Origin of the sequence: Agrobacterium sp. ST15.13.013, assembly GCF_027956525.1 — a bacterium.
Taxonomy (GTDB): domain Bacteria; phylum Pseudomonadota; class Alphaproteobacteria; order Rhizobiales; family Rhizobiaceae; genus Agrobacterium; species Agrobacterium salinitolerans.
In genome coordinates this window covers 42,202-68,969 of the sequence record NZ_JAQKGP010000008.1, presented here as the reverse complement: position 1 = coordinate 68,969, position 26,768 = coordinate 42,202, and the positions used below count along the sequence as shown (strand labels likewise).

33 protein-coding genes and 1 riboswitch are annotated in these 26,768 nt (G+C 61.1%); of the genes, 11 read left to right on the top strand and 22 right to left on the bottom strand.

What is annotated here, in order from left to right; translation table 11 throughout:
* Position 1: 1 nt before the first annotated feature.
* Positions 2-997 (bottom strand): CDF family Co(II)/Ni(II) efflux transporter DmeF, encoded by a 996-nt coding sequence (gene dmeF, locus PL597_RS10420; RefSeq protein WP_271365106.1) that lies wholly within the window; start codon positions 995-997, stop codon positions 2-4.
* Positions 998-1,074: 77 nt separating this feature from the next.
* Positions 1,075-1,347 carry a Ni(II)/Co(II)-sensing transcriptional repressor DmeR gene (gene dmeR, locus PL597_RS10415; RefSeq protein WP_077982723.1) on the bottom strand — a complete coding sequence of 91 codons (273 nt, stop codon included), beginning with the start codon at positions 1,345-1,347 and terminating at the stop codon, positions 1,075-1,077.
* A 129-nt stretch (positions 1,348-1,476) separates the two neighbouring features.
* Here dmeR and PL597_RS10410 point away from each other — a divergent pair, with 129 nt between their 5' ends.
* The 4 genes from PL597_RS10410 (at position 1,477) to PL597_RS10395 (ending at position 3,578) form a co-directional block, all read left to right on the top strand.
* Positions 1,477-1,824, top strand: a complete 348-nt coding sequence (locus PL597_RS10410; protein WP_162520411.1) for a hypothetical protein — start codon at positions 1,477-1,479, stop codon at positions 1,822-1,824.
* Between the two features lie 60 nt (positions 1,825-1,884).
* The gene (locus tag PL597_RS10405; RefSeq protein ID WP_077983013.1) at positions 1,885-2,298 is read left to right on the top strand and encodes a MerR family transcriptional regulator; all 414 of its coding nucleotides are present in this window, start codon (positions 1,885-1,887) and stop codon (positions 2,296-2,298) included.
* 203 nt (positions 2,299-2,501) lie between these two features.
* A complete protein-coding gene (locus PL597_RS10400) occupies positions 2,502-2,990 on the top strand; it encodes a GNAT family N-acetyltransferase (protein ID WP_077982725.1) in 489 nt (162 codons plus the stop codon).
* Positions 2,991-3,011: 21 nt separating this feature from the next.
* Positions 3,012-3,578: a type 1 glutamine amidotransferase family protein gene (locus tag PL597_RS10395; RefSeq protein WP_271365105.1), complete on the top strand. Its 567-nt coding sequence runs from the start codon at positions 3,012-3,014 to the stop codon at positions 3,576-3,578.
* A gap of 124 nt (positions 3,579-3,702) precedes the next feature.
* On the opposite strand, the gene PL597_RS10390 is transcribed toward PL597_RS10395, so the two are convergent.
* The 7 genes from PL597_RS10390 to PL597_RS10360 all read right to left on the bottom strand — a co-directional run bounded on the left by PL597_RS10390 (position 3,703) and on the right by PL597_RS10360 (position 8,727).
* The gene (locus PL597_RS10390) at positions 3,703-4,023 is read right to left on the bottom strand and encodes a hypothetical protein (protein ID WP_271365102.1); all 321 of its coding nucleotides are present in this window, start codon (positions 4,021-4,023) and stop codon (positions 3,703-3,705) included.
* Positions 4,024-4,027: 4 nt separating this feature from the next.
* The gene (locus PL597_RS10385) at positions 4,028-4,738 is read right to left on the bottom strand and encodes a CbtA family protein (protein ID WP_271365100.1); all 711 of its coding nucleotides are present in this window, start codon (positions 4,736-4,738) and stop codon (positions 4,028-4,030) included.
* A gap of 11 nt (positions 4,739-4,749) precedes the next feature.
* A complete protein-coding gene (locus PL597_RS10380) occupies positions 4,750-4,932 on the bottom strand; it encodes a CbtB domain-containing protein (protein ID WP_010971223.1) in 183 nt (60 codons plus the stop codon).
* Between the two features lie 161 nt (positions 4,933-5,093).
* Positions 5,094-5,321, bottom strand: a riboswitch (cobalamin riboswitch).
* 138 nt (positions 5,322-5,459) lie between these two features.
* The gene (locus tag PL597_RS10375) at positions 5,460-6,380 is read right to left on the bottom strand and encodes a cytochrome c (RefSeq protein ID WP_271365099.1); all 921 of its coding nucleotides are present in this window, start codon (positions 6,378-6,380) and stop codon (positions 5,460-5,462) included.
* Between the two features lie 91 nt (positions 6,381-6,471).
* Positions 6,472-6,906, bottom strand: coding sequence for a c-type cytochrome (locus tag PL597_RS10370; protein WP_162520410.1), 435 nt, complete (start codon positions 6,904-6,906; stop codon positions 6,472-6,474).
* 260 nt (positions 6,907-7,166) lie between these two features.
* Positions 7,167-8,012 (bottom strand): metallophosphoesterase, encoded by an 846-nt coding sequence (locus PL597_RS10365; protein ID WP_077982730.1) that lies wholly within the window; start codon positions 8,010-8,012, stop codon positions 7,167-7,169.
* Between the two features lie 112 nt (positions 8,013-8,124).
* A complete protein-coding gene (locus PL597_RS10360) occupies positions 8,125-8,727 on the bottom strand; it encodes a superoxide dismutase (RefSeq protein WP_010971217.1) in 603 nt (200 codons plus the stop codon).
* A gap of 220 nt (positions 8,728-8,947) precedes the next feature.
* On the opposite strand from PL597_RS10360, the gene PL597_RS10355 reads away from it, so the two are divergent.
* Positions 8,948-9,292 (top strand): hypothetical protein, encoded by a 345-nt coding sequence (locus tag PL597_RS10355; protein WP_271365097.1) that lies wholly within the window; start codon positions 8,948-8,950, stop codon positions 9,290-9,292.
* A gap of 4 nt (positions 9,293-9,296) precedes the next feature.
* Here PL597_RS10355 and PL597_RS10350 read toward each other — a convergent pair whose 3' ends face one another.
* The gene (locus PL597_RS10350; protein WP_271365096.1) at positions 9,297-9,839 is read right to left on the bottom strand and encodes a GNAT family N-acetyltransferase; all 543 of its coding nucleotides are present in this window, start codon (positions 9,837-9,839) and stop codon (positions 9,297-9,299) included.
* Positions 9,840-9,935: 96 nt separating this feature from the next.
* On the opposite strand from PL597_RS10350, the gene PL597_RS10345 reads away from it, so the two are divergent.
* On the top strand, positions 9,936-10,823 hold the full coding sequence (locus PL597_RS10345; protein ID WP_142912405.1) for a LysR family transcriptional regulator: 888 nt from the start codon (positions 9,936-9,938) through the stop codon (positions 10,821-10,823).
* A gap of 74 nt (positions 10,824-10,897) precedes the next feature.
* Here PL597_RS10345 and PL597_RS10340 read toward each other — a convergent pair whose 3' ends face one another.
* Positions 10,898-13,255 (bottom strand): methyl-accepting chemotaxis protein, encoded by a 2,358-nt coding sequence (locus PL597_RS10340; protein WP_271365095.1) that lies wholly within the window; start codon positions 13,253-13,255, stop codon positions 10,898-10,900.
* Positions 13,256-13,425: 170 nt separating this feature from the next.
* Entirely contained in the window at positions 13,426-14,307 is an 882-nt protein-coding gene (locus PL597_RS10335; RefSeq protein ID WP_191216956.1) for a branched-chain amino acid aminotransferase, read from the bottom strand.
* Positions 14,308-14,642: 335 nt separating this feature from the next.
* Here PL597_RS10335 and tam point away from each other — a divergent pair, with 335 nt between their 5' ends.
* On the top strand, positions 14,643-15,413 hold the full coding sequence (tam, locus tag PL597_RS10330; protein WP_077982736.1) for a trans-aconitate 2-methyltransferase: 771 nt from the start codon (positions 14,643-14,645) through the stop codon (positions 15,411-15,413).
* A 238-nt stretch (positions 15,414-15,651) separates the two neighbouring features.
* Here tam and PL597_RS10325 read toward each other — a convergent pair whose 3' ends face one another.
* Positions 15,652-16,020, bottom strand: a complete 369-nt coding sequence (locus tag PL597_RS10325; RefSeq protein ID WP_077982737.1) for a VOC family protein — start codon at positions 16,018-16,020, stop codon at positions 15,652-15,654.
* Between the two features lie 48 nt (positions 16,021-16,068).
* The gene (locus PL597_RS10320; RefSeq protein ID WP_173988370.1) at positions 16,069-16,776 is read right to left on the bottom strand and encodes a helix-turn-helix transcriptional regulator; all 708 of its coding nucleotides are present in this window, start codon (positions 16,774-16,776) and stop codon (positions 16,069-16,071) included.
* Positions 16,777-16,980: 204 nt separating this feature from the next.
* On the opposite strand from PL597_RS10320, the gene PL597_RS10315 reads away from it, so the two are divergent.
* Positions 16,981-17,808, top strand: coding sequence for an aldo/keto reductase (locus tag PL597_RS10315; RefSeq protein ID WP_077982739.1), 828 nt, complete (start codon positions 16,981-16,983; stop codon positions 17,806-17,808).
* Between the two features lie 24 nt (positions 17,809-17,832).
* On the opposite strand, the gene PL597_RS10310 is transcribed toward PL597_RS10315, so the two are convergent.
* The 3 genes from PL597_RS10310 to PL597_RS10300 all read right to left on the bottom strand — a co-directional run bounded on the left by PL597_RS10310 (position 17,833) and on the right by PL597_RS10300 (position 20,353).
* On the bottom strand, positions 17,833-18,444 hold the full coding sequence (locus PL597_RS10310) for a LysE family translocator (RefSeq protein ID WP_191216958.1): 612 nt from the start codon (positions 18,442-18,444) through the stop codon (positions 17,833-17,835).
* Positions 18,445-18,717: 273 nt separating this feature from the next.
* Positions 18,718-19,524 (bottom strand): AraC family transcriptional regulator, encoded by an 807-nt coding sequence (locus tag PL597_RS10305; RefSeq protein ID WP_077982741.1) that lies wholly within the window; start codon positions 19,522-19,524, stop codon positions 18,718-18,720.
* A 70-nt stretch (positions 19,525-19,594) separates the two neighbouring features.
* Positions 19,595-20,353 carry an SDR family oxidoreductase gene (locus PL597_RS10300; RefSeq protein WP_059753982.1) on the bottom strand — a complete coding sequence of 253 codons (759 nt, stop codon included), beginning with the start codon at positions 20,351-20,353 and terminating at the stop codon, positions 19,595-19,597.
* A gap of 103 nt (positions 20,354-20,456) precedes the next feature.
* Between PL597_RS10300 and PL597_RS10295 the strand changes: the two genes are divergently transcribed.
* The gene (locus PL597_RS10295) at positions 20,457-20,888 is read left to right on the top strand and encodes a winged helix-turn-helix transcriptional regulator (RefSeq protein ID WP_271365094.1); all 432 of its coding nucleotides are present in this window, start codon (positions 20,457-20,459) and stop codon (positions 20,886-20,888) included.
* A gap of 7 nt (positions 20,889-20,895) precedes the next feature.
* Here the strand turns inward: PL597_RS10295 and PL597_RS10290 are convergent, their stop codons facing one another.
* Positions 20,896-21,288: a hypothetical protein gene (locus PL597_RS10290; RefSeq protein WP_077982744.1), complete on the bottom strand. Its 393-nt coding sequence runs from the start codon at positions 21,286-21,288 to the stop codon at positions 20,896-20,898.
* A 313-nt stretch (positions 21,289-21,601) separates the two neighbouring features.
* On the opposite strand from PL597_RS10290, the gene PL597_RS10285 reads away from it, so the two are divergent.
* A complete protein-coding gene (locus PL597_RS10285; RefSeq protein ID WP_077983016.1) occupies positions 21,602-23,173 on the top strand; it encodes a helicase HerA-like C-terminal domain-containing protein in 1,572 nt (523 codons plus the stop codon).
* Positions 23,174-23,227: 54 nt separating this feature from the next.
* Here PL597_RS10285 and PL597_RS10280 read toward each other — a convergent pair whose 3' ends face one another.
* Both PL597_RS10280 and PL597_RS10275 read right to left on the bottom strand, forming a co-directional pair.
* Positions 23,228-23,578, bottom strand: coding sequence for an Atu4866 domain-containing protein (locus PL597_RS10280; RefSeq protein WP_137409929.1), 351 nt, complete (start codon positions 23,576-23,578; stop codon positions 23,228-23,230).
* Positions 23,579-23,591: 13 nt separating this feature from the next.
* Positions 23,592-24,314, bottom strand: a complete 723-nt coding sequence (locus PL597_RS10275) for an SDR family oxidoreductase (RefSeq protein WP_271365092.1) — start codon at positions 24,312-24,314, stop codon at positions 23,592-23,594.
* A 122-nt stretch (positions 24,315-24,436) separates the two neighbouring features.
* Here PL597_RS10275 and PL597_RS10270 point away from each other — a divergent pair, with 122 nt between their 5' ends.
* On the top strand, positions 24,437-25,333 hold the full coding sequence (locus tag PL597_RS10270; protein WP_077982747.1) for a LysR family transcriptional regulator: 897 nt from the start codon (positions 24,437-24,439) through the stop codon (positions 25,331-25,333).
* 41 nt (positions 25,334-25,374) lie between these two features.
* On the opposite strand, the gene PL597_RS10265 is transcribed toward PL597_RS10270, so the two are convergent.
* Both PL597_RS10265 and PL597_RS10260 read right to left on the bottom strand, forming a co-directional pair.
* Positions 25,375-26,154, bottom strand: a complete 780-nt coding sequence (locus PL597_RS10265) for a VOC family protein (protein WP_271365090.1) — start codon at positions 26,152-26,154, stop codon at positions 25,375-25,377.
* Between the two features lie 94 nt (positions 26,155-26,248).
* Positions 26,249-26,743: a DUF1579 domain-containing protein gene (locus PL597_RS10260; RefSeq protein WP_077982748.1), complete on the bottom strand. Its 495-nt coding sequence runs from the start codon at positions 26,741-26,743 to the stop codon at positions 26,249-26,251.
* Positions 26,744-26,768 lie beyond the last annotated feature (25 nt).

Here is a 26,768-nt window from a genome sequence, read left to right as displayed (position 1 = left end):
ATCAGGCCCTTGCCGGGCTGACCTCCACCGTCACATGCGACAGTTCATGTATGGCGGCAAGTTTCTGCTTATAAAAGGCCGGCGCTTTCGGCGCCCGCGAATGGATTGCCACAATGGCCGCATGGTGGCCGGGGCCTACCTGCCAGACATGCAGGTCGGTGATACGATCTTCTTCCGTTTCCACACTTTCACGGATTTCCTGCGGCAGGTCGTCCGCCAGCGGCACCGCATCGACAAGCGTCGTTGCCGTGGAACGAATGAGCCCCCATGACCAGCGGGCGATGACCAGACCACCGACGATACCCATCAACGGGTCGAGAAAGTTCCAGCCGTTCCACTTGCCGAGCAGCAGTGCAACGATGGCAAGGACCGAGGTCAGGGCATCCGCCAGCACATGCAGATAGGCGGCGCGCAAATTATTGTCCCGCCCGCCCTTTATACCATGCTCCGCATGCGAACCGTGATCGTGGTGGGCATGGCTGCCATGGTCGTGATGGGCATGCGAGCCGTGGCCGTGACCATGATCGTGGTGATGGTCATCCTTCAACAGAACAGCGCTGACGAGATTGACGACAAGTCCGATGACGGCAACGAGAATCGCCTGGTTGAAATCGATCTCGACGGGGCTGACGAGGCGCAGGCCACTTTCAACCGCGATAAGCAGTGCCACCACGGCGAGCACGACGGCGCTGGCGAAACCGGCGAGATCGCCGAACTTGCCGGTGCCGAAGCTGAAGCGGGGATTGCGCGCCTCGCGCCTTGCATAGAGATAAGCGAGCGCCGAAATCAGCATCGCGCCCGCATGGGTGGACATGTGCCATCCGTCAGCCGTCAGCGCCATGGAGCCGAACCAGTGACCGGCGACAATCTCCGCCACCATCATGACGGTGGTCAATGCAATGACCATCCAGACGCGCCTTTCATTGCGCTCATGATTCTGGCCAAGATAAATATGGTGATGCTCCGCCGTGGCGAAAGGCTCGGAAGTCGTCGTCATGTCGCTCAATCCTCTCTCGACTCTACCGGCGCTTCTCAGCTGTGCCGGCTTTTTCCGTTCTGCTGGCCTGCGTCGACCTACCGGATGTAGGTCTTCAGTACCTGGGCCAGCTCTTCCGCCGCCCGCGCCCTCTCGTCTTCATTTTCGGCATGAACGACATGTTCGTGCAGGTGCTCCTGCATCACCTCCCCCGTCAGGCCTGAAAGCGCGCCGCGCACGGAGGCGAGCAATTGCAGCACCTCACCGCAAGGCTTGGCCTCGTCCAATGCGCGTTCCACCGCCTCCATCTGCCCTTTCAGGCGGCGGATGCGGGCCAGCAGCTTGTCCTTGTTGCGGATCGTGTGGGACATGTGCACCTCATATACTATAGGGGGGTATACTATATTGCGTCTAATTTTTGCACAAGGCGTGCATGACGCAATCTTCGGGAATGTTTCGGACCTTAAAAATGCCCCATCAGAACTAGGGGACTCACAGTCATGACGACTATCGCAGCAACCAGCAGCATCAATTTCGCCTCTCCGGTCCGCGGCATCGCGCCTGCGCACAACCGGGAGAGCCAGTCCACAACCGAGGCTTTGCAGGAGCTGACGCGGGCGGCCCATCGCGCCATTTCGGTGGCAGGCAATGTCGCCACTGCCGTAGCCCCGCTTGCCGGTGCCTCCGCCAGCCTGGCCGCTGCTCTCTGGAACATGGACAGCGGCGCTTCCGCCGCAACTGGCGCCAATGCTGACGTGGCCGCTTCCGCCCAGCCGGACATGGCAAGCCTCGAATCGCAGATTCTGAAGGCGCTGGCCCATGCTCTTGGCGTCAACGACGCCACTTGAGGCCATTGAACCGGGCGCGAAAAAGCCATATCTCTAGAGACTGGAGATATGGAGAAGACCATGCTGTCCATCGGTGAACTATCGAAACGCACCGGCGTGAAAGTGCCGACGATCCGCTATTACGAGCAGATGGGCCTCATCCGCGAGGCGGATCGTTCGGAGGGAAACCAGCGCCGTTACGAGAAATCCGACCTCGAAAGGCTGACCTTCATCCGCCATGCGCGCGATCTCGGCCTCAACATTGATGCCATTCGCGAACTTATCGCGCTCAGTCAGCACCGGGAAATGCCGTGCGAGGGTGCGGATCGCATCGCCGCCGAACATCTTGCTGACGTGCGCGAGAAGATTGCCAGCCTGAAGAAGCTGGAACACGAGCTCGAACGCATCGTCTCCCATTGCCACGGCCATTCGATCGAGGATTGCTACGTCATCCGCGCGCTTTCCAACCATGGCATGTGCGAGGGTGAGCATTGAGCCAAAAACCGGGCTTGACAGATGACGGATTCGAGCGCATTGCATTTCCCATGATCAACGAACGCGCACCCATCTCCTGCTCGTATTTTTGGGCCTTCCTCTAAGGGCGGCTCGACAGATCATATTGTCAACAAGCCGCCGTCAGGCGGCTTTGTTGTTTTCAAACGTCCTGACGGCACCGATAAGACCAAAGGACCGAAAAAATGACCGAAGATAGCTCCCTGACACTGGAAAGACCGCCCGTCGTCATCATTCGCGGCGCGCGCAAGACCGATCTGCCCGAACTCAACGAGATGATCACGCTGCTTGCCTCCTACCATGGCGATGCGGCGGCGATCACGCCGGCGAAGCTTGAGCGCGACCTGTTCGGCGCCCTGCCCTGGGTGCATGGTCTCGTCGCCGAAGCCGATGGCGCGCTGATCGGTTACGCCCTGCTTCTGCCGCTCTACAGGGCGCAGGAAGGCCGACGCGGACTGGAGCTGCATCATCTCTTCGTGCGTGACGGCCATCGCGGCCATGGCACCGGCCAGCATCTGGTTTCCCGCGCCCGCGATATCGCCAAGCGTCTCGGCTGCGACTATCTTTCCGTCAGCGCCACGACCGGCAATGTGGCGGCACATCGTTTCTACGAAAACATGGATTTCGCGCCGCGGCCGGTTACCGGCATGCGCTACATGCAGTCCATCGCCTGATTTCAACCCACGGAGACGGTCATGACACGGATCGCCATTGCGCTCGCGCAGGATTTTGCCGACTGGGAGCCGGCGCTGCTTGCCGCCGCAGCTCGCAGCTATCTCGGCGTCGAAATCGTCTATGCCACCCCTGATGGTGGGCCGGTGACGTCGATGGGCGGGCTGAAGGTGACGCCGGACACATCCTATGACGCGCTCGATCCCGTTGACATCGATGCGCTCGTCATTCCCGGCGGTCTCAGCTGGGAAAAGGGAAATGCTGTCGATCTTGGCGGGCTGGTGCACCGGTTTCGCGACAAGGGCCGGCTGGTAGCCGGCATCTGCGCGGCGGCAAGTGCGCTCGGCGGCACGGGTGTTCTTAACGATATCGCCCATACCGGCAATGCACTGGCATCCCACAAGGCCTATCCGGCCTATCGCGGTGAGGCGCATTATCGCGATCAGCCCAAAGCGGTCAGCGATGGTGGCATCGTCACGGCACCCGGCAGCGCGCCGGTCAGTTTCGCCGTGGAAATCCTGAAACACCTCGGCCTCTTTGGTCCGGAAGCCGAGGCGGAACTTCAGGTTTTTGCGGCGGAGCATCGGTGAGGCATACGCGAATATCGTCGGCCCAAGGCCTTGGGCTGAAAGGACTCCTCTCGTCGCGCAGACGCGCGTCGACTGGATTCCTGTGACTGGCACAGGTAGTGCAAAATACGAACGTCTTTGCACCTCACTCATTACCCCGATCCAACACCCTGCACACACGCGCCGATGGCTCCCTGCCCTCACCGGCAATAGCACGGCGAATATCGCGGCTGTTCAGATGCAGGCTGCGACCCGCGGGCAAATTCGAGCGTTTTATCTTACTGAGCGCAGCAGCGATAAAAGCAGCCTGGTGTTCATGAAAACAGGAGAGAGCCGCCTCGCGCCCCGGGGTTGCCCCGAGGAGCGCCTTGAAAGCAAGGCGATGCACGGCGCAGAAAGCGCCGTGGCCGGGAACGGCAAAACGCAGCGCATCGAGCTCCTCACTCCATTCCGCTGCGTCCTGCATGGTTTCAAGCCTCTTGGAAGCGCTTCAGGAAAAACGCACTCAACGTGCCGAGAAGTGCCCAGAAGACGAAGCTGGTGACGGTGGCGGCAACGATGAACTGACGTTCCAGCGGCAGCGGCGCCAGCGCATGTTCGCCTTCCGGCGGCAGGGGGGCGCCCACCACATGCGGCGCGACGATCAGCACCATCGCCAGCAGAGCTGCCCACGGTTCGCGGCGGAACGCGATCAGCGCAATGCCGCCCGCGGTTGCGGCAACGGTGGCGAGCCACCAGATCTGGCGCGCCTCAAGGGCGGCGGCCGGGCTGCCCGGCAGTTCCGGCGGCAGGCCGATCATCGGGGCCAGCATGACGGCGGCAAAACCCGCAACGCCCCAGAGAAGGCCTTCGCGCCAGCCGGTATCGGCACCACGCAGCGACATGAGGCCGGTCAGCACCAGCGCATAACCGATGGCGGTCAAGACATTGGCGGCGACGGTATAGGCCGTGCGCTCGAAGCCATCGGCCGGCGCCCAGGCCTCGTCATTGTGCTCATGGGCGGGAGCCGCAACGCCAGGCGCCGGCGCATCATGGCTGTGCGGCGCTTCGCCAGCGCTTTCAAAAGTTTCCGCCTGAAGGATGAGCGGCGTGGTGCCGACAGCCTGCATGGCTGAAACAGCGAAACCGCCGACAATACCGACGAGAATGGCGGTGAAGACGATATTGCGAAAAAATGACATGCCGTTTCCCCTCAATGGCAGGGGAAGGCATTGGCATGACGCGTGTCATGCGCGGCATTGTGAACGGCTTCCACATGGGAAAAGCCGACAAAACCGACGACGAACAGGCCAAGCACGATCGCTGTCAGCGACTGCGCGACGCTGGCTGTTTTTACGGAAACGGCTGAATTGGCCGTATTCAGGTTGGTGGACATGGTGACCCCTCTCCCGGCGCGACCCCGCGCCTTTAGATGCGGCCGAACGGCAAAGCCGCAGGACCGCATGCGATATACTTCACCACGGGGATACGAGACTGATACAGGGAGGCGTCGATCCCGCCACCCTGAAATTCCGCTCTTCCGGACACCCCGCCGGCATGGATATTTCCGCGATGGCAGGTCTCCTGGCTTACGGGTCAAAACCTGAAACACCTTCCCGGCATCGCCCTCACCCTTGATGGAGGCGAGATGGCTTGCCAGTGGCATTTCGTTTCAGGCTCTCCGCTCACAGTTGCGGGGGCAGCCACGAATGAGGATTTCTCCCTATCGTGTTCCCTTTTCACCTTCCGGAACGCCCGGAAGGAACCATCACGGACATGTTATCGGATGGGCGGGGCCGGGAGTCAATGGCGCTTACCCACCTCTCATTCGTCATCCTCGGGCTTGACCCGAGGATCCATGGGCTGGCGTGGTGGTGGATCCTCGGGTCAAGCCCGAGGATGACGGAGGAGAGGTATCAGGCCCTACCGCGCCGGTATGGCCTTCAGATAGGCGGAAATCGCATCGCGGTCTTCGGCCGTCAGATGCGCCATATTCTGCTGCACCTTGACCATCGAGCCGCCGACGCTGTCGAATTCCGGGGTGAAGCCGGTTTCCAGATAGCTGGCTATATCCGCTTTGGCCCAGCTGCCGATGCTTTGCGAGCCGGGGGTAATGTCGGGAATGCGGCCCTCGCCTTCCGGATTGGGGCCGCCGGCCAACCACTTGTCTTTCAGGAAGCCGCCAAGCGCGTTGCGCGGCGTGTGGCATTCGCCGCAGTGGCCCGGCCCCTCCACCAGATACTGGCCGCGCAGCAATTCGGCATTGGCATCGGCAAGCTCGACGCGGGGCCGCGCCGAGGGGTCGAAATAAAGGAATTTCCAGCCGCCCAGCACCATGCGCAGATTGAAGGGGAACGGCAACTCGTGATCCGGCGCATCGTTCTGGCTGGCCGGCAGGGCTTTCAGATAGCCGAAGAGATCGTTGACGTCCTTCTGCGTCATGCGGGCATAGGAGGCGTAGGGAAAGGACGGATAGAGATGTTCGCCGTTCCTGCCCACCCCGCGCGTCATCGCATCGCCGAATTCCGCCAGCGTCCAGCCGCCGATGCCATGCTGTGGATCGGAGGAAATATTGGGGACATGGAAGGTGCCGAAGGGGCTTTTCAGCGCCTGCCCGCCCGAAAGCGTCAACAGCGCCTCGCCCTTCGCGTCGGGTGCTGCATGACAGCTTGCGCAGCCGCCCGCCCAGAAAAGCGTTTCGCCATTGGCCAGATCCGGTTCGCCCAGGCTCACCCAATGGCTCGGCGCCTGCCGTTGCGGCGCGGTAACCCAGGCGAAAATGCCGTAGCCCCCAATGGCCGCGACGACGGCCCCGCCGACGAGTTTCGTCCAGATGGAGGACATGCCCCTCTCCCCATTCTCACCTGATCCGGTCAGATGTCTTTCGTGCCTTGAGAAAACGCCGCCGGGAAGCGGCGTTTTCAAAGTGCTGCGACTACTTCTTCAGACGATAAGTCTGGTGGCATGCGCCGCAATCGGCGCCGAGCGTCTTCATGGCGGTGGCGACGCCGGCCTGATCGGTGGGGAGATTGGCGAGAACCATGTCCGCATCCGTGCCGAGCTTGGCGGCCTTGGCCTTGAAGTCGTCGAAGTTTTCCCAGATGGCGGGAGCAGCCGCGCTGCCGGTCTCTGAGCCGACGGGGAACTGGTCCGGGAAAGCCTTGGCATTGGCGCCGATGGTGGTTACGGCAGTCTTGACGGTATCGGCGTCAAAGGGCTTTTCACCCTTGGAGATGGCGGCAAGCGAACCCATCGCCCCACCGATCTGCTTCATCATGCCTTCACGTTTTTCGACTTCGCCGGCAGCGTAGACCGCTCCGGCGCAAAGACAGCCGAACAACATGGCCGCCGTGATGGTTTTCAGTTTCATGCAACTCTCCTTGATTCCGGCCGGGACACCGGGCGCTAGATGGAACGGCGCGAGGATGCCCTTTCCGGATGGCGAAAAGAAGTCACATTGCAGTGAATTCCATCGTGAAAACAGAAGCCTAAGACGAGGTGACAATGCAGGTCACCCCCCGGCTCTAGGGCCTCACTCTGACGGCAGGCTGAATGAGAATAATTGGCTGAAAGCAAGCGGCGCGGCGTATTCCCCCACGCAGTTGCCGATTGGAGAAGCCAAGGCCCGGTTTAGAGGGCCAAAATGCGGTCTTCCTCACGCCCAAAACCGCGGATCGCTATGCGGTCGGCAAAGACGTCTGCAATGGCGAAGGTGTTCTGGTCAGGCGTATCGACCATGCCCTTGAAATTCACGAAGTGGGTATTGCCCAACAGGCCGTAATTGCCCTCGTGATTATGGCCGTTGAACCATGCGACGGCTGACGGGTGGGAGCCGAGAAGCTCAAGGATACGCGGCGCGTCCCACATGTTGTGGGCGTTTTCCGGATAGACAGGATAATGGCAGAGAACGATCACTTTTTCGCCCGCCGCATCCGCCTTTTGCAAAACCTCCCGCAGCCATTCGAACTGCTCGTCGCCAAGCGAGGCGTTCCAGTCCTGCGCATTGATGGCACCCGCATCGTTGAGGCGCTTCAGCCGGTCTGCGGCAAGCGCGCGTCGCGGATCGCCAGGCGGCGGCGCGAACAGGCTGACCTCGTTGCCGTCAAGCACGACGAAGCGGATATCACCGATGGAAAAATCATGCCAGGGGGCGGACATGCCGAGGCGGGCGTGGATAGCCGGCAAATGCTCGGCGGCGACGGCGAAATCGTGATTGCCAGGCAGCAGGACCGAGCGGTGTCGAAGCCCGTCGTAAACGGCAAGGATCGCGTCGAAATTGTCGAAGCCGCGATCGATGATATCGCCGAGCGTTACCACGAAGGCCAATTCCTCGCGGTTGAAGGCGTCGATCGCGTCTGCGAGCTTTTTCGGGCTCTCGGCGTAATAACGACCCATCTCCGGGCGCGGATCGGCATCGGCATATTGGGGATCGGCGACAATGCCGAAGGAGAAGAGAGGCGTGGTTTTTTCAGTCATGATGCGCCGCGATAAACCCGGCTGATGACAGGCTTGTGACAACGCGCGACATGCCAAAAGCAGAACACCCGGCACAAAGGCCGGGTGTTTGAAAAATTCCGTTCGCCAAGCCTTACTTGGCAGCGGCTTCGTAACGCTCCAGGACGTAGTCCCAGTTGATGAGGTTATCAACGAAGGCTTCGAGGTACTTCGGACGCAGGTTGCGGTAGTCGATGTAATAGGAGTGTTCCCAGACGTCGACGCCGAGGATCGGATCTGCGCCGTGAACCAGCGGGTTTTCGCCGTTCGGGGTCTTGGAGATTTCAAGCTTGCCGTTCTTGACGGAGAGCCATGCCCAGCCGGAGCCGAACTGCGTGGTGCCGGCAGCGATGAAATCTGCCTTGAACTTGTCGTAGCCGCCGAGATCGGAGGCGAATGCCTGTTCCAGCTTGCCCGGCAGCTTGTTGCCGCCGCCGTCCTTCTTCATCCACTTCCAGAAATGGACGTGGTTGTAGTGCTGCGCGGCGTTGTTGAAGAGACCGGCATTGGTGCCAAAGGACTTCTTCACGACTTCTTCGAGCGACAGGTCGGAAAGACCTGCTTCGGCAGCCAGCTTGTTGCCGTTGTCGACATAAGCCTTGTGGTGCTTGTCGTGATGGAACTCGAGCGTCTCGCGCGACATGTAGGGTGCAAGCGCGTCGTAGTCGTAGGGGAGTTCAGGAAGTTCGAAGGCCATGGTTTTTACTCCTTTTTGCAGCGGGTTACCGCTCCTAGAAACCGTGTGAGCGGACCATAGGAGCGAAGCTCCATTTGGGCAACCTGTGAAATATCAAAATGTTCCGCCAAAGGGGAAAATTCCTCCAGCACCGGCAGCCACCATATTTGTTTCACAACCCCGGCGTACCGTTTTCCACCCTATCGGTTCGCTTTTGCCGAGATTGCAGGAAGGAAATTCCATGACCCGCGCTTTGATCCGTCCCCTTATTCTCGCCGCCGCCCTCTCCTCCCTCGCCCTGCCGGCCGCCGCATCTTCGGACGATGCCTGGAAGGAATTCGTGGCGGATGTGCAGACAGCCTGCCTAGCCGGAGCCAAGGACATGATCGAGGATGCCAAGGCGGTGGTCGATCCTGTCGGTAGCGAAAATTACGGTCTCGCCATCCTGACCGGCAAAGCGAAGGGTACGGATGCGATGGTCAGCCATATCTGCGTTTACGACAAAAAAACCAAGGCCGTGGAGCTGGGTAGCGAGCTTGCCGGGGACACGCTGAAGGTGGAAATCCCCGGTTCCACGAAACCCTGATCGTTCAGAAACGCGGCGTGGTATCGCCCTCGCCCAGCGAGCGCTGCATCAGCACCGTATCCAGCCATTGGCCATGTTTCCAGCCGATGGACTTGAACGTGCCGACAAGTTCGAAACCGGCAGCGCGATGCACGCCGACTGAAGCCGCATTGGCGCTGTCGCCGATGACGGCGATCATCTGCCGAAAGCCGCGCGCGGTGGCTTCCGCAATCAGCGCATCGAGCAGTTTGCGGCCGATGCCCATGCCCTTCATGGCCGGATCGATATAAACGGAATCCTCGAGCGTCGCGCCATAGGCCGGGCGGGCGCGATAGGCGCCGGCATAGGCATATCCGGCTATCGTTCCATCGCATTCCGCGACGAGATAGGGATAGTTGCCCTCCACCAGCAGGCGGCGACGCTCGGCCATGGTCTCCACATCAGGCGGATCGATCTCGAAGCTGGCGCGGCCATACAATACGGCATCCCGGTAAATTTCGGTGATGGCTGGAATATCTGCCTCCTCACAGGGGCGGATTGAAAGGCTGGAAACGGTGGAAAGGGTCATTCTTTTGTCCTGCGGATCATTCACATCCTCATTGTGCATTGCGACGCAGCCAAAATAAAGATTATCTATCTTATACAAACGATAAGGTTTTCTTTGATGATGGACCTCGACCTGCGGCAGTTGCGCAGCTTCATGGATGTGGCCGATCTCGGCAGTTTTTCCGCCGCCGCCGACAAGGCCGGGCTGACGCAGCCAGCCGTCAGCCTGCATATAAAGCTTCTGGAAAAACAACTGGGCGTGCGGCTGATCGAGCGGGTCGGCAGGCGGGCGCAGCCGACGGCGGCAGGGCGGGATTTTCTCGTCCATGCAAGGCGCATATCCGAAGAGGTGGCGCATGCGATCGAAACGGTTGCGCCGCACCGCAGCGGAGCGACAGGAAGCCTGCGAATCGGCACGGGCGCCACCGCCTGCATCTATCTGCTGCCGCCGGTGCTGGGCAAAATCCGGCAGGCCATGCCCGGCATCGAGATCGTTGTGCAGACCGGCAATACCCACGATATCCTCCGGCTTCTGGAGGCCAATACCATCGATGCGGCGGTGGTGGCCCTGCCCGCCAGTGGCCGCAGCCTCGATATTCGCGACATCCATCTCGACGAACTCGTCGCGGTTTTCCCGCAAGGTTCCGTCTCTGACGCAACGGTGCTCAACGCCGAGACGCTTTCGGCGCGGCCGCTGCTGCTTTACGAGGGCGGCAATACGCGCCGGCTGGTGGATCAATGGTTTTCGGTGAGCGGCCGCACCGTGCAGCCCGCCATGGAACTGGGCAGCGTCGAGGCCATCAAGAAACTGGCGGGCGCGGGCCTTGGCATTGCCATCGTGCCGCGCATGGCGATGGAGCATGAAGATGCGGCGTCCGGGCTCGGACACCGCTCGCTCGAACCGCCGCTTGAAAGGCGGATCGCGCTGGCGATGCGGAGAGACAAACACATGACGGCGCCGCTGCGGGCGCTTGCCGCTGCGCTGCCGGATGCGCGGAAACGGTGAAGCCCGCGCCGGTCTCCGGCGCGGGCTTCATGATACTCTTCTTCCGTCATGACGGAACTGAGACAGCCCCGCTTTCAGAACTCCGTCCAGTCGTCACCCTTCACGGCCAGCGCCGCATTGCCACGGGCGGCAGCCGGGCGGGCTTTGGGGGAGGAAGTGACCGGTGCGACGGGCGCGTGGACCGGATTTGCAGCACGCTGCATCTGCCGCGCCGTCTCCCGCAAGGCAGAAGTCTGCTGACCCAGCTGGAACTGTGCCAGCAGCGCCTGGAGATTGGCGCATTCCTGCGCCAGGCCGGCACCCGCCGCATTCATTTCCTCGACCATGGCGGCATTCTGCTGTGTGGCCTGATCCATGTGGTTGACGGCCGTGTTGACCTCGGAAAGGCCGGCCGACTGTTCCTGTGCTGCGGTCGCGATGGCGTCCATATGGCTGTTGACGGAAAGCACCAGCTGCTCGATCTCGGAGAGCCCGACGCCGGTATCGGCCACCAGCTTCACGCCTTCACCCACCGCAACGGCTGACGCGGTGATGAGTTGCTTGATTTCCTTGGCGGCGTTGGCGGAGCGCTGCGCCAGTTCGCGCACTTCCTGTGCGACGACGGCAAAGCCCTTGCCGGCATCGCCCGCCCGTGCCGCCTCGACGCCGGCATTCAGCGCCAGAAGGTTGGTCTGGAAGGCGATTTCGTCGATGACGCCGATGATCTGGCCGATCTGGCGCGAGGAATGTTCGATGCGCTCCATAGCGGCGACAGCATCGCGCACAACCTTGCCGGAAAGATCGGCCTTTGTCCTTGCCTCACGCACCGTGTCGCGCGCGTCGCTCGCTCGTTTGGAGGTGGCGGAAACATTGGCGGTGATCTCTTCCAGCGCAGCGGCGGTTTCTTCGAGAGAAGCGGCCTGCTGCTCGGTGCGGCGGGAAAGATCGTCGGAGGCCGACGACACCTCGTGAGCGCCGCCATTCACCGTCTGCACGGACTGGCCGACGCTGCTGAGCGCCTCGCGCAGCTGGTGCACGGAGCTGTTGAAATCGTGCCGCAACGCCTCGAATTGCGGTGCGAACGGCGTGGCGATCTCGCAGACCATATCACCGGAGGCAAGCCGGCGAAGACCGCCGGCCAGCGAACCGGTCGCCTGATTGAGCCGCTCTTCGGCCTCCGCCTCCGCACGCTGCTGCAGTTCGGCCCGGTCGCGTTCGGCCTGCTCCCGGTTGGCGACGGCGTCGGCTTCCAGCTGCCTGTTGCGGACGGCCGCCTCGCGGAAGATTTCCACGGCGCGGGCCATCTCGCCGATCTCGTCGCCGCGTTTTGCGCCGGGCACATCGATGGTCAGGTTGCCGGTGGACAATTCCATCATCGCATTTGTCAGGCGGCTGATGGGACGGGTGACGCGGCCGACGATGACGGCAAGGCAGAGAATGCAGATGCCAAGTGTGAGGATGAACGCGGCGAGATAGATCATCGCGCCGATAAAGGCGTCCTGTCTCGCCTTTTCGGCATTGGCGTTGAGAACATCCATCGCTTCAGAGGCGATTTTCGCAACCGTATCGAGGCTTTCGGTGACGGTATTGCGCCATGTATCGATGGTGAAGTTTGGCGTGCGGCCGTTGTTCAGATCGTCGATCAGCTTTGCGCGCTGCGCGACGAAATCACCCTTGAAATAGGTTCTGTCGGCAACGGCATAGATATCTTTCAGTGCCTTCGGCGTCGATTCATGCGCGACGAGGTCGCCGGTGGCTTTCCAGGCAAAAGCCGCGCCGGCATCGAAATTGCCAAGCTGCTGGGTTTCCTGCGGGGTCAGCGGCCGCTGCTGGGCCACGACCGCATTGATGACAACGGTGGCGCTGCCGCCGAGCGCTCGCGCCGACCAGCCATAGGACCGCAACTGGATGAGGCCGGTCAGGCTCTGGTCCAGCGAACGAACCTCACCTTCCACCGCCGTCGAGCCCGCTTCTAGCGCCGTCAGGAAATCCTGGCCGAGCGCCAGCACGGTCTTGTCCAGCCCGTTTTCACGACGGTCGAGCGGCAGGGTCACGTTGGCGTCAACCTTTTTGCGCAGCTCCAGGAATTGCGTGTAGACATCCTTCACGCGGGCAAGCGGGGCCTTGAGGCCAGCCTGATCGAGCGTGGCGGACTGTTCGAGAAAGGCGCCCATGGCGGCATCCACCTTCTGGCGCGACGCCTGCACGCTGGCGATGGTACTGGCCGTCTTCGCCGGGTCGACCGTCAGCGCCGAGGCGCTGTTGCCGCGTTCACTGCGAAAGTTCAGCAAGGCGTTGAAAAGCAGCCTGTCCAGCGAAACGAGCTGCGCCACCTCCGAAAAGCTGCGGGCACGCTGCACGGACTGCAACATGCCATTGCCCACGAAGCCCGCCAGCGCGATGCCGACGAGCAGAAAAAATCCCACAAGTATATTACGTATGCTGAAAGACATTTGGCGGCCCCCATTAGCCCGGATCGGTAATGCCGCAAGCTAACCAGTGGTCCTCTAAAATTGGATTAAATTCCCCTGAATTTTTATGGGAAATAATGCGGTTCAAAATAAAAGGCCGCGGCAGGGATGAGCCCGCCGCGGCCTTTTGAAAAATTGGGGTTTACCCGGCCTTAAACATCCGCGCCGAGACGCGCCCAGTCCATGTAGAGATCGAGAGCCTTGCGCGCGACCGGGCCTGCCTGCAATTCGCGATCATCGAGCTTCACGACGGGCGAAACCTTGGAATAATTGCCGGAGCAGAATATTTCATCGGCCTCCCGGAAATCCTCGACCGAAAGCGTCGCTTCGCGCACGTCAAAACCGGCCTGGCGCAGAAGACCGATCACGCGCGAACGGGTAATGCCGGCAAGGAAGGTGCGGTTGGGAACCGGGGTAAGGACGACGCCGTCCTTGACCATGAAGATATTGGCCGAGGCGGATTCGGCGACATTGCCGTTCATGTCGCGCATCAGGGCATTGTCGAAACCGCGCGAGCGTGCTTCCAGAATGGCGCGACCGCTATTGGGATAAAGGCTGCCGGCCTTGGCGTCGGTCATGGCGGTTTCCGGCGAAGGGCGGCGCAGCGGCGAAACGGTGAGCGTCAGCGGCTTGCCGGCATCCATCGGCGCTTCGAACAGGCAGAGCGCAAAACGGGTGGAACCGGCATCGGGCGCCACGACGCTGCCGGGCATGCCATGTTCGGCCCAATACATCGGCTTGATGTAGATCGCCGTCTTGCCGTCGAATTTCTTGACGCCTTCCAGCGCCAGGGACTCGATCTCCTCGGCCGTCATGGTCGGCTTCATGCCCATATTGGCGGCGGAGCGATTGACGCGCTGGCAGTGCAGATCGAGATCGGGCGCCACGCCATCGAACCAGCGGGCACCGTCGAACACCGTGGAGGCCAGCCACATGGCATGCGAGGTCGGGCCGATGAGCGGCGGGTTGCCGGGCAGCCATTGACCGTCAACATAGGTCCAAGTGGTTGATCGGGGTGCGGTATCGACGCTCATGATGGTCTCCTGTCTCAAGCGTTTTCGTTCGATAAAACGCTCCGTCTTTTTTTCTGATTCATTGCCGGATGAAGAACGCTGCGCGCTCTCAACTGGGCGTGTGCTGGAAATCGGCCGGAGTGAATGCCTCTCCCCTGACGAGGTCAAGTTTTAATTGCAGTGATTTCTGATTTTGATGGAAAATAACAAAGCGACGGCCCCGCAGGTACGTTTTATAAGGTGAAACAAAAGCTTGATGAATGAATTCATCACCATAATTCATTGATCGGATGATGGCGGGGCAATGTGGCCCATGCGATGCTGAGGATCTGACGGCAGTCTGCAGGAGAAAAATAATGGTATGGTCCGCACAGCAATATCTGAAATTCGAAGACGAGCGGACGCGTCCCGCGCGGGATCTTCTGGCGCAGGTGCCGCTGGAGCGGGTGCTGAACGGCTATGACCTCGGCTGCGGCCCCGGCAATTCCACCGAGCTTCTGACCGACCGTTACGGCGTCAATGTCATTACCGGCATCGACAGCGATGACGACATGCTGGAAAAGGCGGCGGACCGGCTGCCCACCACCAGTTTCGGAAAGGCCGATCTTGCCACGTGGAAGCCGGCGCAGAAGGCAGACCTGCTCTACGCCAATGCCGTGTTCCAATGGGTGCCGGATCATCTCGCCGTTCTTTCGCAACTGATGGACCAGCTGGAAAGCGGCGGCGTTCTGGCCGTGCAAATGCCTGACAACCTGCAGGAACCGACGCATCGCGCCATGGAGGAGACCGGGGCGAACGGGTCCTGGAAGGACACGTTCGCAGATGGCAGGCTGCGCCGCAAACCCCTGCCCGCGCCTTCGGATTATTTCGATGCGCTGACACCGAAATCCGCGCGGGTGGATGTGTGGCACACCATCTATAATCATCCGATGAAGGATGCGGAAAGCATCGTCGAATGGGTCAAGGGCACGGGACTGCGCCCCTATCTCACCGCCGTCGGCGAGGAAAACCGCGAAGCCTTCCTCGCTGATTACACGCGGCGCATCACGGCGGCCTATCCGCCGATGGCGGACGGCCGTTTGCTCCTGCGCTTTCCACGGCTTTTTGTGGTGGCGGTGAAGAAGTAGGGCACGCTACACGATGCCGCGTTTTTCGCATACTGGCGCATCCTCTCAATCCTCATTCCTGTGCTTGTCACAGGAATCCAGCCGACGCTCGTCTGCGCGGCGGGGAGAGTTCTTTCAGCCCAAGGACTTGGGCTGGCTGGATCCCTGTGACAAGCACAGGGATGAGGAGCGTACGGGATACGGAGTACGGTGAAAAAGGTCAGGCTTCCTTAGCCAAACAGTCCTCAACGCATTCTCTCTAACCGGCAAAGGCATAGACCCGGAGACGGTGGCTGTCCGGGTCGGCGGCCGTGAAGGTGTAGCCGAACTCCATTTTCGCGGGCTGCTGCAGCATGGCAATGCCTCTTGCCTTCCACCCGGCAAAAGTCTCATCCACCTGCGCATCGTTTTCGACCCGGAAGGCAAGCTCGCCGCCACCGCCTGTCACCGATGCCATGGGCTCCACGGTGTGCCGCGACCAGAGGCCGAGCTTCATGCCATTGGCAAGGACGAAGAGGGAAAATGTCGGGGAAGATTCGACGGGATCGACACCCAGCAGGGCCTTGTAAAATTCGGTGCTGGCCGGCGGGTTGTCGACGTAAAGGATGGTGAAATCAGGGTGGGTCATGGCTGTTCTCCTGTGTTGCGGATGAACGGTTCCTAGACCCCGCTGCTGTCAGTTTTTGTCAGCATGATGCCGCCGCCGCTGTTTTTCCCGTTCGCGCCATTCTTTCAGCAGCGCCTGGCGGCGGCGCGGATAACGGCTGTCGAGGGGACGGAAATCTTCGATGCGGTCGGCCCGGAAATTACGGTAGTCCTGCCGTGTCTCGCACCAGCCCAGCACCACCCGCACCAGATCGAAAAAAGCAAGCGCGAAAGGCCAGATCACCCGTTCCGTCAGGTCTCCCTTTTCATCGCGATAGGTGATGGCGACCCGGCTTTCCTTGCGGATCGTATCGCGAATGGCCGCCAGATCGACATGGATGGCCGCAAGGCCCTGCCCCGGACCGACAAGCAGGGTGGAATGATCGAGTTCCTCGCGCAGCGCATCGGGCAGGACGGCGCCGATCTTGACGAGAGCGGCGCGGGCGGCCTGCGCCAATCCCGCATCGGCGCGACCCGCCACCCAGCGCGAGCCGAGTACCAGCGCCTCGATTTCCTGCTGCGAAAACATCAGCGGCGGCAACAGGAAACCGGGGCGCAGCACATAACCCACGCCCGCCTCGCCTTCGATATCCGCACCCTGCGCCTGAAGCGTCGCTATATCGCGGTAGAGCGTGCGCAGGCTGACGCCGGTCTCAGCGGCAAGGGCCGCGCCGCTGACCGGCATGCGGTGGCATCGCAGGATCTGCAACAGATCGAGAAGCCGTTGTGAGCGTGACACTTGATACTCCTGCGTTGAACTTGCCTGGTTCGCCAGGGCGCGACGCGGTTGAGACTGGTAGCGCGGGAACGACCAATCCGCAACGAGCGCGGTTTCCCGCTATGGCAAAACCTTGAAACCGATTACGCTGTAACGAGTTAGTAAGGAAACGTCCCCCACCGGCTGTCTCTGCCGGCCATCACTTCAATGACAGGAGAAATATCCATGTATGACGTCAGCGCGAATGGCGCGAATATTCCCGCCCTCGGTTTCGGCACCTTCCGCATTCCGGAAGACGATGTCAGGCGCATTCTGCCGGAGGCACTGAAACTCGGCTTCCGCCATATCGATACCGCGCAGATTTACAAGAACGAGGGCGCCGTCGGCGAGGTCATCGCGCAATCGGGCATTTCCCGACATGATATCTTTCTTACCACCAAGGTCTGGGTGGACCGTTTCCGCCACGACGATTTTCTCGCTTCCGTCGATGAAAGCCTTGTAAAGCTGAAGACCGACTATGTCGATCTGCTGCTTTTGCATTGGCCGAAGAGCGATGTGCCGCTTGCCGAGCGCATGGGCGCGCTGAACGCGGTGCGCAAGGCCGGCAAGGCGCGCAATATCGGCATTTCCAACTTCAACGTGGCGCTGACGCAAGAGGCGGTGAAACTGTCCGACACGCCGCTTGCCACCAACCAGATCGAATATCACCCCTATCTCGACCAGACGAAGGTGATTTCGGCGGCGCGCAAGCATGGAATGTCGGTGACGGCCTATTATCTGATGGCCGACGGCAAGGTGCCGAACGATCCCGTGCTGAAGGATATCGGCGCAAAACACGGCAAGACCGCCGCGCAGGTGACCCTGCGCTGGGCGGTGCAGCAGCCGGATATCGTGGCGCTTTCCAAGACGGCGACGGAAAGCCGCCTCAAGGAAAATTTCGATGTTTTCGATTTTGTGCTGACGGAAGAGGAAATGCGGGCGATCCACGCGCTTGCAAAGCCGAATGGCCGCATCGTCAATCCCGGCCACCTCGCGCCCGACTGGGACGATTGAGGCGGCCTCCCCTCCGCTTTGGTCTCATCGTTCGGTCAAGGCCAGCTTCGCACCCAGCGCCACGAAAGCGGCCGCGAAGCTGCGCCGCAGCCAGGCGAGGACCGCCGGGCGCGACACCACCTGCCGCCGGACCGAGGCGGCGAAACAGCCATAAAGCGCAAAGACCAGAAACGTCATGGCCATGAAGATCAGCCCGAGATCGATCATGCGCCACGTCGGCAAAGCCTCATCCGGCGCGATGAACTGCGGCAGAAAGGCGAAAAAAAAGATCGACAGTTTCGGGTTCAGCAGATTGATGAGGATCGCCTCCCCGATGATGCGGGCGGCCTTCCGGGGTTCTCTGGTATCGTCGATCTTCAGCGCACCCTCCTCCCGCAGCGTGTTCCACGCCATATAAAGCAGATAGGCAACCCCCAGATATTTGACCACGCCAAAAGCCAGCGCGCTGGTGTGCAGGATGGCGGCAAGGCCGGTGATGGCGGCGAGCAGATGCGGCACGATGCCAAGCGCGCAACCAAAGGCCGCAACGACGCTCGCCCTCGCCCCTTGCGAGAGGCCTGCGGCCAGCGTGTAGACCACGCCGGTTCCGGGAGAGGCAGCGACAATGAAGGATGTGATGAGGAATTCGGGTGTCATGGTGCGGGTATGTCCTGTGGGTGGAGGACAGGAGCATGATGGCGCGTGGGGTGGGTGTCTTGGATGAAATTGCGGCATTGGTGCTCGGAGGCCGGTGCCAAAGTGGGAGGCTACGGTGTCGGCCTCGTCCGGTTCCGTCCGGTTCCGTTCATTCCAGCTCACTTCAAAACGAGAAAATACGACTGACTTGATGAGGGTGGAGAGGTGCGTCCCGCGCTCCCTCGGATCCCGAGGCTGGCGCATAAGGCTATTCCCCATTTGCGCTAACATGCCTTACGAAAGTGCCGCCCGATAAACCGCCGGCGTCACGCCGAATTGCCGCACAAAAACGCGGTTCAGATGGCTCTGGTCGGCAAAACCGGCAATAAAGGCAGCCTCGGCGGGCGAGGTGCCGCCAGCCAGCGCGTGGCGCGCCAGATGGACGCGGCGCTGGAGAAGGTAACTGTGCGGCGTCAGGCCCGTGGCCTTCGCAAAAGCCCGCAGGAAGCGGAACTGGCTCATGCCGGCCTCCCTTGCCAGATCGGCAAGGCGGAACGGCCGGGCGGGGTCGTCATCGATGCTGCTTTTCGCCCGCCTTATGGTGGCGGGCGCCGCCACGACAGGCGAGTTGGCCGGGGTCTCCATCGCACCCGCCAGAAGCGTCAGCAGGGTCTCGTCACTATCGAGGGTTTCGCCCGGCCGTTCCCTTGCCGTCATGGCTGCAAAGACTGCATTGAACCGCTTCGCCAGCGGCCTGATATCGACGGGATGGGCGAATTCGAACGAACCTCGATCCTTCTCGCCGATATCGGCAACAGCGTCGCGGACGATATCGATGTCGAGATAGAGCATCCGCCATGCGCGGCCGCCCTCCCCGAGCGGAATACCGTCATGCACCTCGCCCGGATTGACGGTGATGAGATGGCCGGCGCCCGCTTCCACCATGCCACGGCCGGAGAGCGATTTCTGCGCGCCGCGATGGATGAGGCCGATGCCGAACTGATCATGCATATGGCGCGGAAAGGAACGGTCGCTATCCGCCGCCACGGCGACGACGCCGGGCAGACTGGTTTTCGGCATCAGGAACCGGCCTTGGGCCATGAATGCGCGCGCTCCACAAATAAGAGCGCGACGCTATCACAGGATGTCCAGTCGCGACAGATGCTGCCCTTTACGGATGCATATGGTTGATCATGGCGAAGACCTGATCGAAATTGCCGTTCTGCGCGGCAAAACGCAAAGGCTTGCAGCGTTCCACCACCACTTCCTTCTCATCCGGGCGATTTTCAAGAATATCCATCACCTCGGAAATGAAAGCGTCGAGCGGCATGGCCCTTTCATCGCTCGCCTGTCCCTCGCCCATCAACGTCGTCTGCACATAGGGTGGCACGATTTCGATGACCTCTACCGGCGTTTCCTTCAGCTGCTCGCGCAGCGCGACCGAATAGGCGTGGATGGCCGATTTGGTGGCGCTGTAAGTGGGGGTCAGCACCATGGGCACGAAAGCGAGGCCGGACGAGACCGTCAAAACAGTTGCGGCAGGTTGCTTAAGGAAATGCGGCAGAAGCGCCGCCGTCAGGCGAATGGGCGCGAGAAGATTGGTGGCGATGGTTTCTTCGGCCGTGTCGAGATAATCCGGTGCTGCGGCGATGTCTTCCGGCCGCATGATGCCGGCATTGTTGATGACGGCGTTGAGGGTCGGATGGGCCTTCACCAGAGCTTCGGCAAACGCGCGTATGCCCGCGGCGTCCGTCGCGTCCATCACCATCGAGGCCATGCCAGGATTGGCGGCCGTCACCTCGTCGAGCACGGCCTTGCGGCGGCCGGAAATGATGACCCGGTTGCCGGCCTTGTGAAACGCCTCCGCCAGCGCCCGGCCGATGCCGGAACCGCCGCCGGTGATGAGAATGGTGTTATCAGCGATTTTCATTGCAACATCCTTTGCTTGTTGGCTGAAAGGAAGTTAGCTATTATGCTCTCCAATCGAAAGTAGGCACCCAAAAGATTTATACTTACCAAAAGGAGAGTGTGAAATGAAACGGCACGCCGCCGACCCGGCCATCGAGAGCCGGCGCAAGGTTCCGCCGCCCACGGATACCGATCCGACAATAGAGGCGCTGGTTCAGGACATCATTGCCAAGGTGGCCGACAAATGGACGATGCTCATTCTGGAAGTGCTGGAAGAACATGGCACGCTGCGCTTCACGCAGATCGGCAGGCTGGTCGGCAACATCAGCCAGAAGATGCTGACGAAAACGCTGCGGCAGATGGAAAGCGACGGGCTGGTGCGCCGCACCGTGCATCCCGTCATCCCGCCGCATGTAGATTACGGCCTGACGAACCTCGGCCGCACGCTGGGCAGCGCCTTTTGCGGCGTGTGGATATGGGCGGAAACACACCATGCCGAAATAGAAGAGGCGCGGCGCCTGTTCAATGAACAGCCGCCGCGCCCCGCTACTGAGTAGTTTCGCCTCAGGCGAACTGGCTGAGGCCCGGAACCGAGGCAATCACCTGGTCGACGACCTCATCACCCGCATGCTGGCGGGCAACGGCGATGGTTTCCTTGGCGATGGTGGAAATTTCGCCCATGCCGAGGCCCTGGCTCATCAGTTGCTGGCCCAGCCCCATGATGCCGCCGCCGCCGATCGCGCTCATCAGGCCGCCGAGCAGACCGCCACCGCCCGCACCTTCGCCATTAAACTGCGCCACCAGTTCGCTGGCGCCGGGAATGGCTTCGATCATGCGGGCGATCGGGCCGTCTGCGGCCTCACGCTGAAGAAAACCGAGAATCATGCCAATGGCCTTTTCGGCCAGCTCGGGGCTTATTCCCGCCTTCTCGGCGATCTGGCTCACGACTTCGTTCATTCTTGCCTCCTGTTGAAAAACGACGCCAACATCGAATAACTGACGTTAACGTCAACGTAAAACAATATGGAGCCGCATTCAAGCGGCCACGGACAGGTGCGGCAACTTTCACCAGGCGGTTTTTCTTCATCGCCATCAAGCAGTTGTTGCGCCTTGAAACTGTCCTTATAAGATCATCACAACCAAACTATGAAAAGGCCGCTATCGTCAGAAGTGGCCACAACATGGTGGTGACGCTTTAAATTCGGACATGACTTTTACAAAATCCACCGCGATTTTAAGGGTCAGGCACCAGCCGCAGGAGAAATGGTCGATGTTGCAGGACGGACAGCTCTATATCGGGACCAGCCGCAATCCGGACGACAGCCTGAACAAGGGCGAATATCTCGAACTGAAATTCGGCAACCGCCACGGCCTCATCACCGGCGCGACGGGAACGGGCAAGACCGTGACCTTGCAGGTGCTGGCCGAAGGTTTTTCAAAGGCCGGCGTGCCGGTTTTCTGTGCCGATATCAAGGGCGACCTTTCCGGTATCGCCGCTGAGGGCGAAGCCAAGGACTGGGTGCAGAAACGCGCTGAACAGATCGGCTTCACCGATTTTGCCTATGGCAAATCGCCGGTGATCTTCTGGGATCTCTACGGTGAAAAAGGCCATCGCGTGCGCGCCACCATCGCCGAGATGGGGCCGCTGCTGCTAGCCCGGCTGATGGACGCTTCCGAAGCGCAGGAAGGCGTGCTCAACATTGCCTTCAAGATCGCCGATCAGGGCGGGCTGCCGCTGCTCGATCTCAAGGACCTGCAATCGCTCCTGAACTATATGGGCGAAAACGCAACCGAGCTTTCCAACCAGTTCGGCCTGATTTCCAAGGCCTCGGTCGGTTCGCTGCAGCGTGGGCTGCTGGTTCTGGAACAGCAGGGTGCGGCGAATTTCTTCGGCGAACCGGCGCTGAAAATCGCCGACATCATGCGTGTGGGTACGGATGGGCGCGGCACGATTTCGGTTCTCGCCGCCGACCGGCTGATGATGAACCCGCGCCTTTACGCCACCTTCCTGCTCTGGATGCTTTCGGAACTGTTCGAGGAGCTGCCGGAAGTGGGCGACCCGGAAAAGCCGCGACTGGTGTTCTTCTTCGACGAGGCGCATCTGCTGTTCAACGACGCGCCGAAGGTGCTGGTCGAGCGCGTGGAACAGGTCGTGCGGCTCATCCGCTCCAAGGGCGTGGGCGTCTATTTCGTGACGCAGAACCCGCTCGACGTGCCGGAAACCGTTCTCGCCCAGCTTGGCAACCGCGTGCAGCACGCGCTTCGCGCTTACACCCCGCGCGAGCAGAAGGCGGTGCGCACCGCGGCTGACACCTTCCGCCAGAACCCGGCCTTCAACACCGCCGACACCATCACCACACTCGGCACCGGTGAGGCGCTGATTTCCACCCTGCACGACAAGGGCGCCCCCTCCATTGTCGAGCGCACGCTGGTCCGTCCGCCATCCGGCCGTGTCGGGCCGCTGACGGATGCGGAGCGCAAGTCCCTGATCGATGTGAGCCCCGTCGCCGGGCAATATGACAAGGATATCGACCGGGAATCGGCCTTCGAAATCCTCGCGGCCCGCGCCCAGAAGGCGGCAGAGGCCGAGGCCGCCAGGCGCGCGGAAGAGGAAAACGCCAAAAACCAGTCCGACAACGCCTCCGGCCGCTGGCGCCTGCCCGGTTTTGGCGATGACGAACCCGCGCAAAATTCCAGCGGCTCACGCAGCGGCGGCGCCCGCCGGTCCGGCTACCAGCGCGAAACGGTGATCGAGGCGGCGATGAAAAGTGCTGCCCGTTCGGTCGCAACCTCCGTCGGCCGCGCCATCGTGCGCGGGATTCTGGGAAGTCTGAAGCGATAAATGGAGACGCCGCCCGTTCTCGATGAGACGGGCGGCGCTTTATTGGCGTCGCGGTCACTTCTGGCGATAGAAAATCATGCCGCCGTGATGGAGCACATCGTCGACGAATTCACCGTCCGCCGTAAAACCGGTATCGTCCCAATAATCGATGTGGTTTCCCTTCACCTCATATCGTCCCCGATAGGCGCTCTTGCGGCTGCCCCGCGCCTCGTCATAACGACCATTGGGCAAAAGCTCCTGACGGACATGCCCATCGCCGGTGACCCACATGCCGACATAAGGGTGGTTCTTGACTTCAGCGGTTTCGGTCATTGTCAGCTCCATGGCGTTATCTGCTTTGCGGGTCTCGGCCTCGGCGGAAGCCGCTGCGAGCAGAACCGCAACTGACGTTGAAACAATATTCATTGCCACATCCTCCTCAGGCGGCGGTGGGTCGCACGACGATTTCGTTGACGTCCACATCGTCGGGCTGCTCGATGGCGTAACGCACCGCGCGGCCGATGGCGTCGGGCTTCAGGGCGATGGCCCGATAGGTCTGCATCAATTCCGCAGCCGCCGGATCGGTGATGGTGTAGGCAAGTTCGCTTTCCACCACGCCGGGGTGAATGCAGGTGACCCGCAGGTCGCGGTTTTCCTGACGCAGCCCGTCCGAAATGGCGCGAACCGCAAATTTCGTCGCGCAATAGACGGCTGCCGTGGGCGAAACGGCGAGCGCACCGATGGAGGCGATGTTGATGATATGGCCGGAGGCACGCGCCGTCATTTCCGGCAGCACGGCGGCGACGCCATAAAGCACGCCCTTGACGTTGACGTCGATCATCCGGTCCCATTCATCGACCTTGAGCGACGACATCAGCGACAGCGGCATGATGCCGGCATTGTTGACGATAACGTCGATCTGCCCGAAAGCCTTGCGCCCCGCTTCCGCGAAGGCATCGACGCTGTGCCTATCGGTCACGTCAAGCGGGTGAACGACGACGTCAGCCCCCGTCCGCCGCAGCTCTTCGGCCAGTGTCTCGAGGCGATCCAGCCGGCGCGCGCCGAGCACCAGCTTCGCGCCGGCGGCGGCCAGTTTCCTGGCAATCCCCTCACCGATCCCGCTCGATGCACCGGTAATGAGAACAACTTTGTTCAGTGTCATGGCTATCTCCTTGCTGTTACGGCCGTTTTTTTTCGAAACCGACCGTTGCAGGGAAGATAACGCTCAGGCATTGTCGTGATAACCTCGTCAATAATTAACTCAATGGATAGAATTTCTAACCAATGAATATTGATCTCAATGCTGTCTCGACATTCTGCCTTGTTGCCGAGGAACGGAATTTTCGCGCCGTTGCCGACAGGCTGGGCGTGACCCGTTCCGCTGTCAGCCAGACCATTCGCAAGCTCGAAGAAACAATGGGAATTGCGCTGGTGCAACGGACCACCCGCAGCGTCAGCCTGACGGAAGCGGGACAGCAGCTTTACGCCGATGCCTCGCCGTCCATAGGCGCGATCTCGCGGGCAGCGCAGGCGGCCTCATCGCTCGGCGGCACGGTGCGCGGTCAGCTTCGGCTCGCCGTGTCCTCCATTGCCGAGCGCTTCTTATCCGGCCCCCTGCTCGCGAGTTTTGCCGAGTCGCATCCACAGGTGCAGCTCGATATCGTCGTGACGGATGAGGAATTCGATATCGTTGCGGAGCATTACGACGCGGGCGTGCGACTGGGAGAGCTTATCGAACAGGATATGATCGCCGTTCCCGTCTCGGTTCCACAGCGGCAGCTGGCCGTGTGCTCGCCGCACTATCGGAACCGCTTCGGCCTGCCGACGCAGCCCCGCGAATTGATAGAGCACAGGTGTATCGGCTGGCGACCCCGCCCGGGCGTGGCGCCATACAGGTGGGAATTTGCGGAAAACGGCCGAGAATTTGCGGTGGCGGTGGAGCCTGATTTCACCACCAACGACATGCAACTGATGATAAAGCTCGCCTGTGCCGGTGCGGGCATCACCTTCGGCATGGAAGAGACGTTCCGGCCCTATCTGGAGCGCGGAGAGCTTGTTCCCATGCTTGAAGACTATTCACCCAGCTTCGCAGGGTTCTATCTCTATTACCCCAGCCGTCGAAACCTCGCGCCGAAGCTGCGCGCCTTCATCGATCATGTCCGCTTGTCGAGGGAGCGCTGATCTGCCGGATATTACCCCGGCAGATCGTCGGAAAAACATGATTACTTCTTCTGGGAAACCAGCGAGAAATAGGCACCCTGGGGATCGACGCAATTGACGATCCAGCTATCGCCGGGCACTTCCATCGGGCCGTTGACGACCTGTCCGCCGCCGGCGCTGACGCGGGTAACGGCGTCATCGATACCGTCCACGTTGAAGTAATAACCCCAATGGCAGACGGGAACCTCCGGCATGCGTTTCATGACGCCGCCGACGGCCTTGCCGTTATGGGCGAAGATGCGGTAGGGGCCCATTTCGCCCATGTCGAAATCGTGGTCCTTGGTCCAGCCGAAGACTTCACCATAAAAGGCCATGGCCTCGTCGACATTGTCGGTGAAGAGTTCATACCAGCCGACATGGCCCTGCTTTGCCTGCTTGTCTTCAGGGAAGCCGCCGGTTTCCATCGGCTGCGGCGTCATGATGCAGAGCACCGCGCCGAAGGGATCGGCAACAACGGCGAAGCGGCCGATTTCGGGAATATCCTGCGGCGGACGCCTGACCGCGCCGCCCTTCTCGGCGAAAAGCCTCGCCGTGGCGTCCACATCGTCGACATCGACATAAGCGGTCCAGTTGGGCGGAATGCCCTGACCCTTGTGTTCGTCGGTCAGTTCCATGACCCCGCCCATGCCGCAGCCGTCGGCCTCCAGCACGAGATAGGGCATTTCCGGCGAGCCGAAATCCTTGGTCTGCCAGCCGACGACATGACCGTAAAAGCGGGCGGCCGCTTCCATGTCGGGCGTCATCAATTCAACCCAGATGAATTCTCCATGCGTATCGGACATTGTCGTCTCCTGTGGACGGTTTGGCGAGGTGTTCGGCGCGCACCCGCCGCAGGACGCGGCGGCGCTGTTGTCGACGGGCAATACCGGCCGGGCATCAGGCCTTGCGGCGGAATTCCGATGTCATGAAGGTCTTGAATGTGCCGTCCGGCTGCCTGACGCTGCCGGAAAAGCTGCGGTGATTGTCGTCATGCAGCACCAGCACGTCGTGATAGGTAGCGGTTCCGCCGGAACCGTCGAAGGCCGGGCCTTCCGCTTCCAGCGTCAGGGTCTTGCCATCATCTTCCAGCCAGCCCTTGTAGACCCAGAGATTGGTCATCATCGATCCTACCCAGGTGCCGACGAAATTGCCCTTGGCCGGGTCGAAGCCGACCGTGATCACCGCCGTCATATCCGTACCATCAGGCATCTTGCCGGTGCCGTTGCCGATGATCCACAGACCGCCGACGGAGCGGACGGATTCGGTGAATTGCTGCGACGGGTCGCTGGCGTCGTAGTTCTCATGGCCGGAACTGGAGGTCATGACCCAGTCCCCGACGATTCTCTTGAGGAATTCATGTTCCTTCTGCGGCTTGGCGATTTCCATTTCCATTGTCTTCTCCTCCTCATCCGTCCGT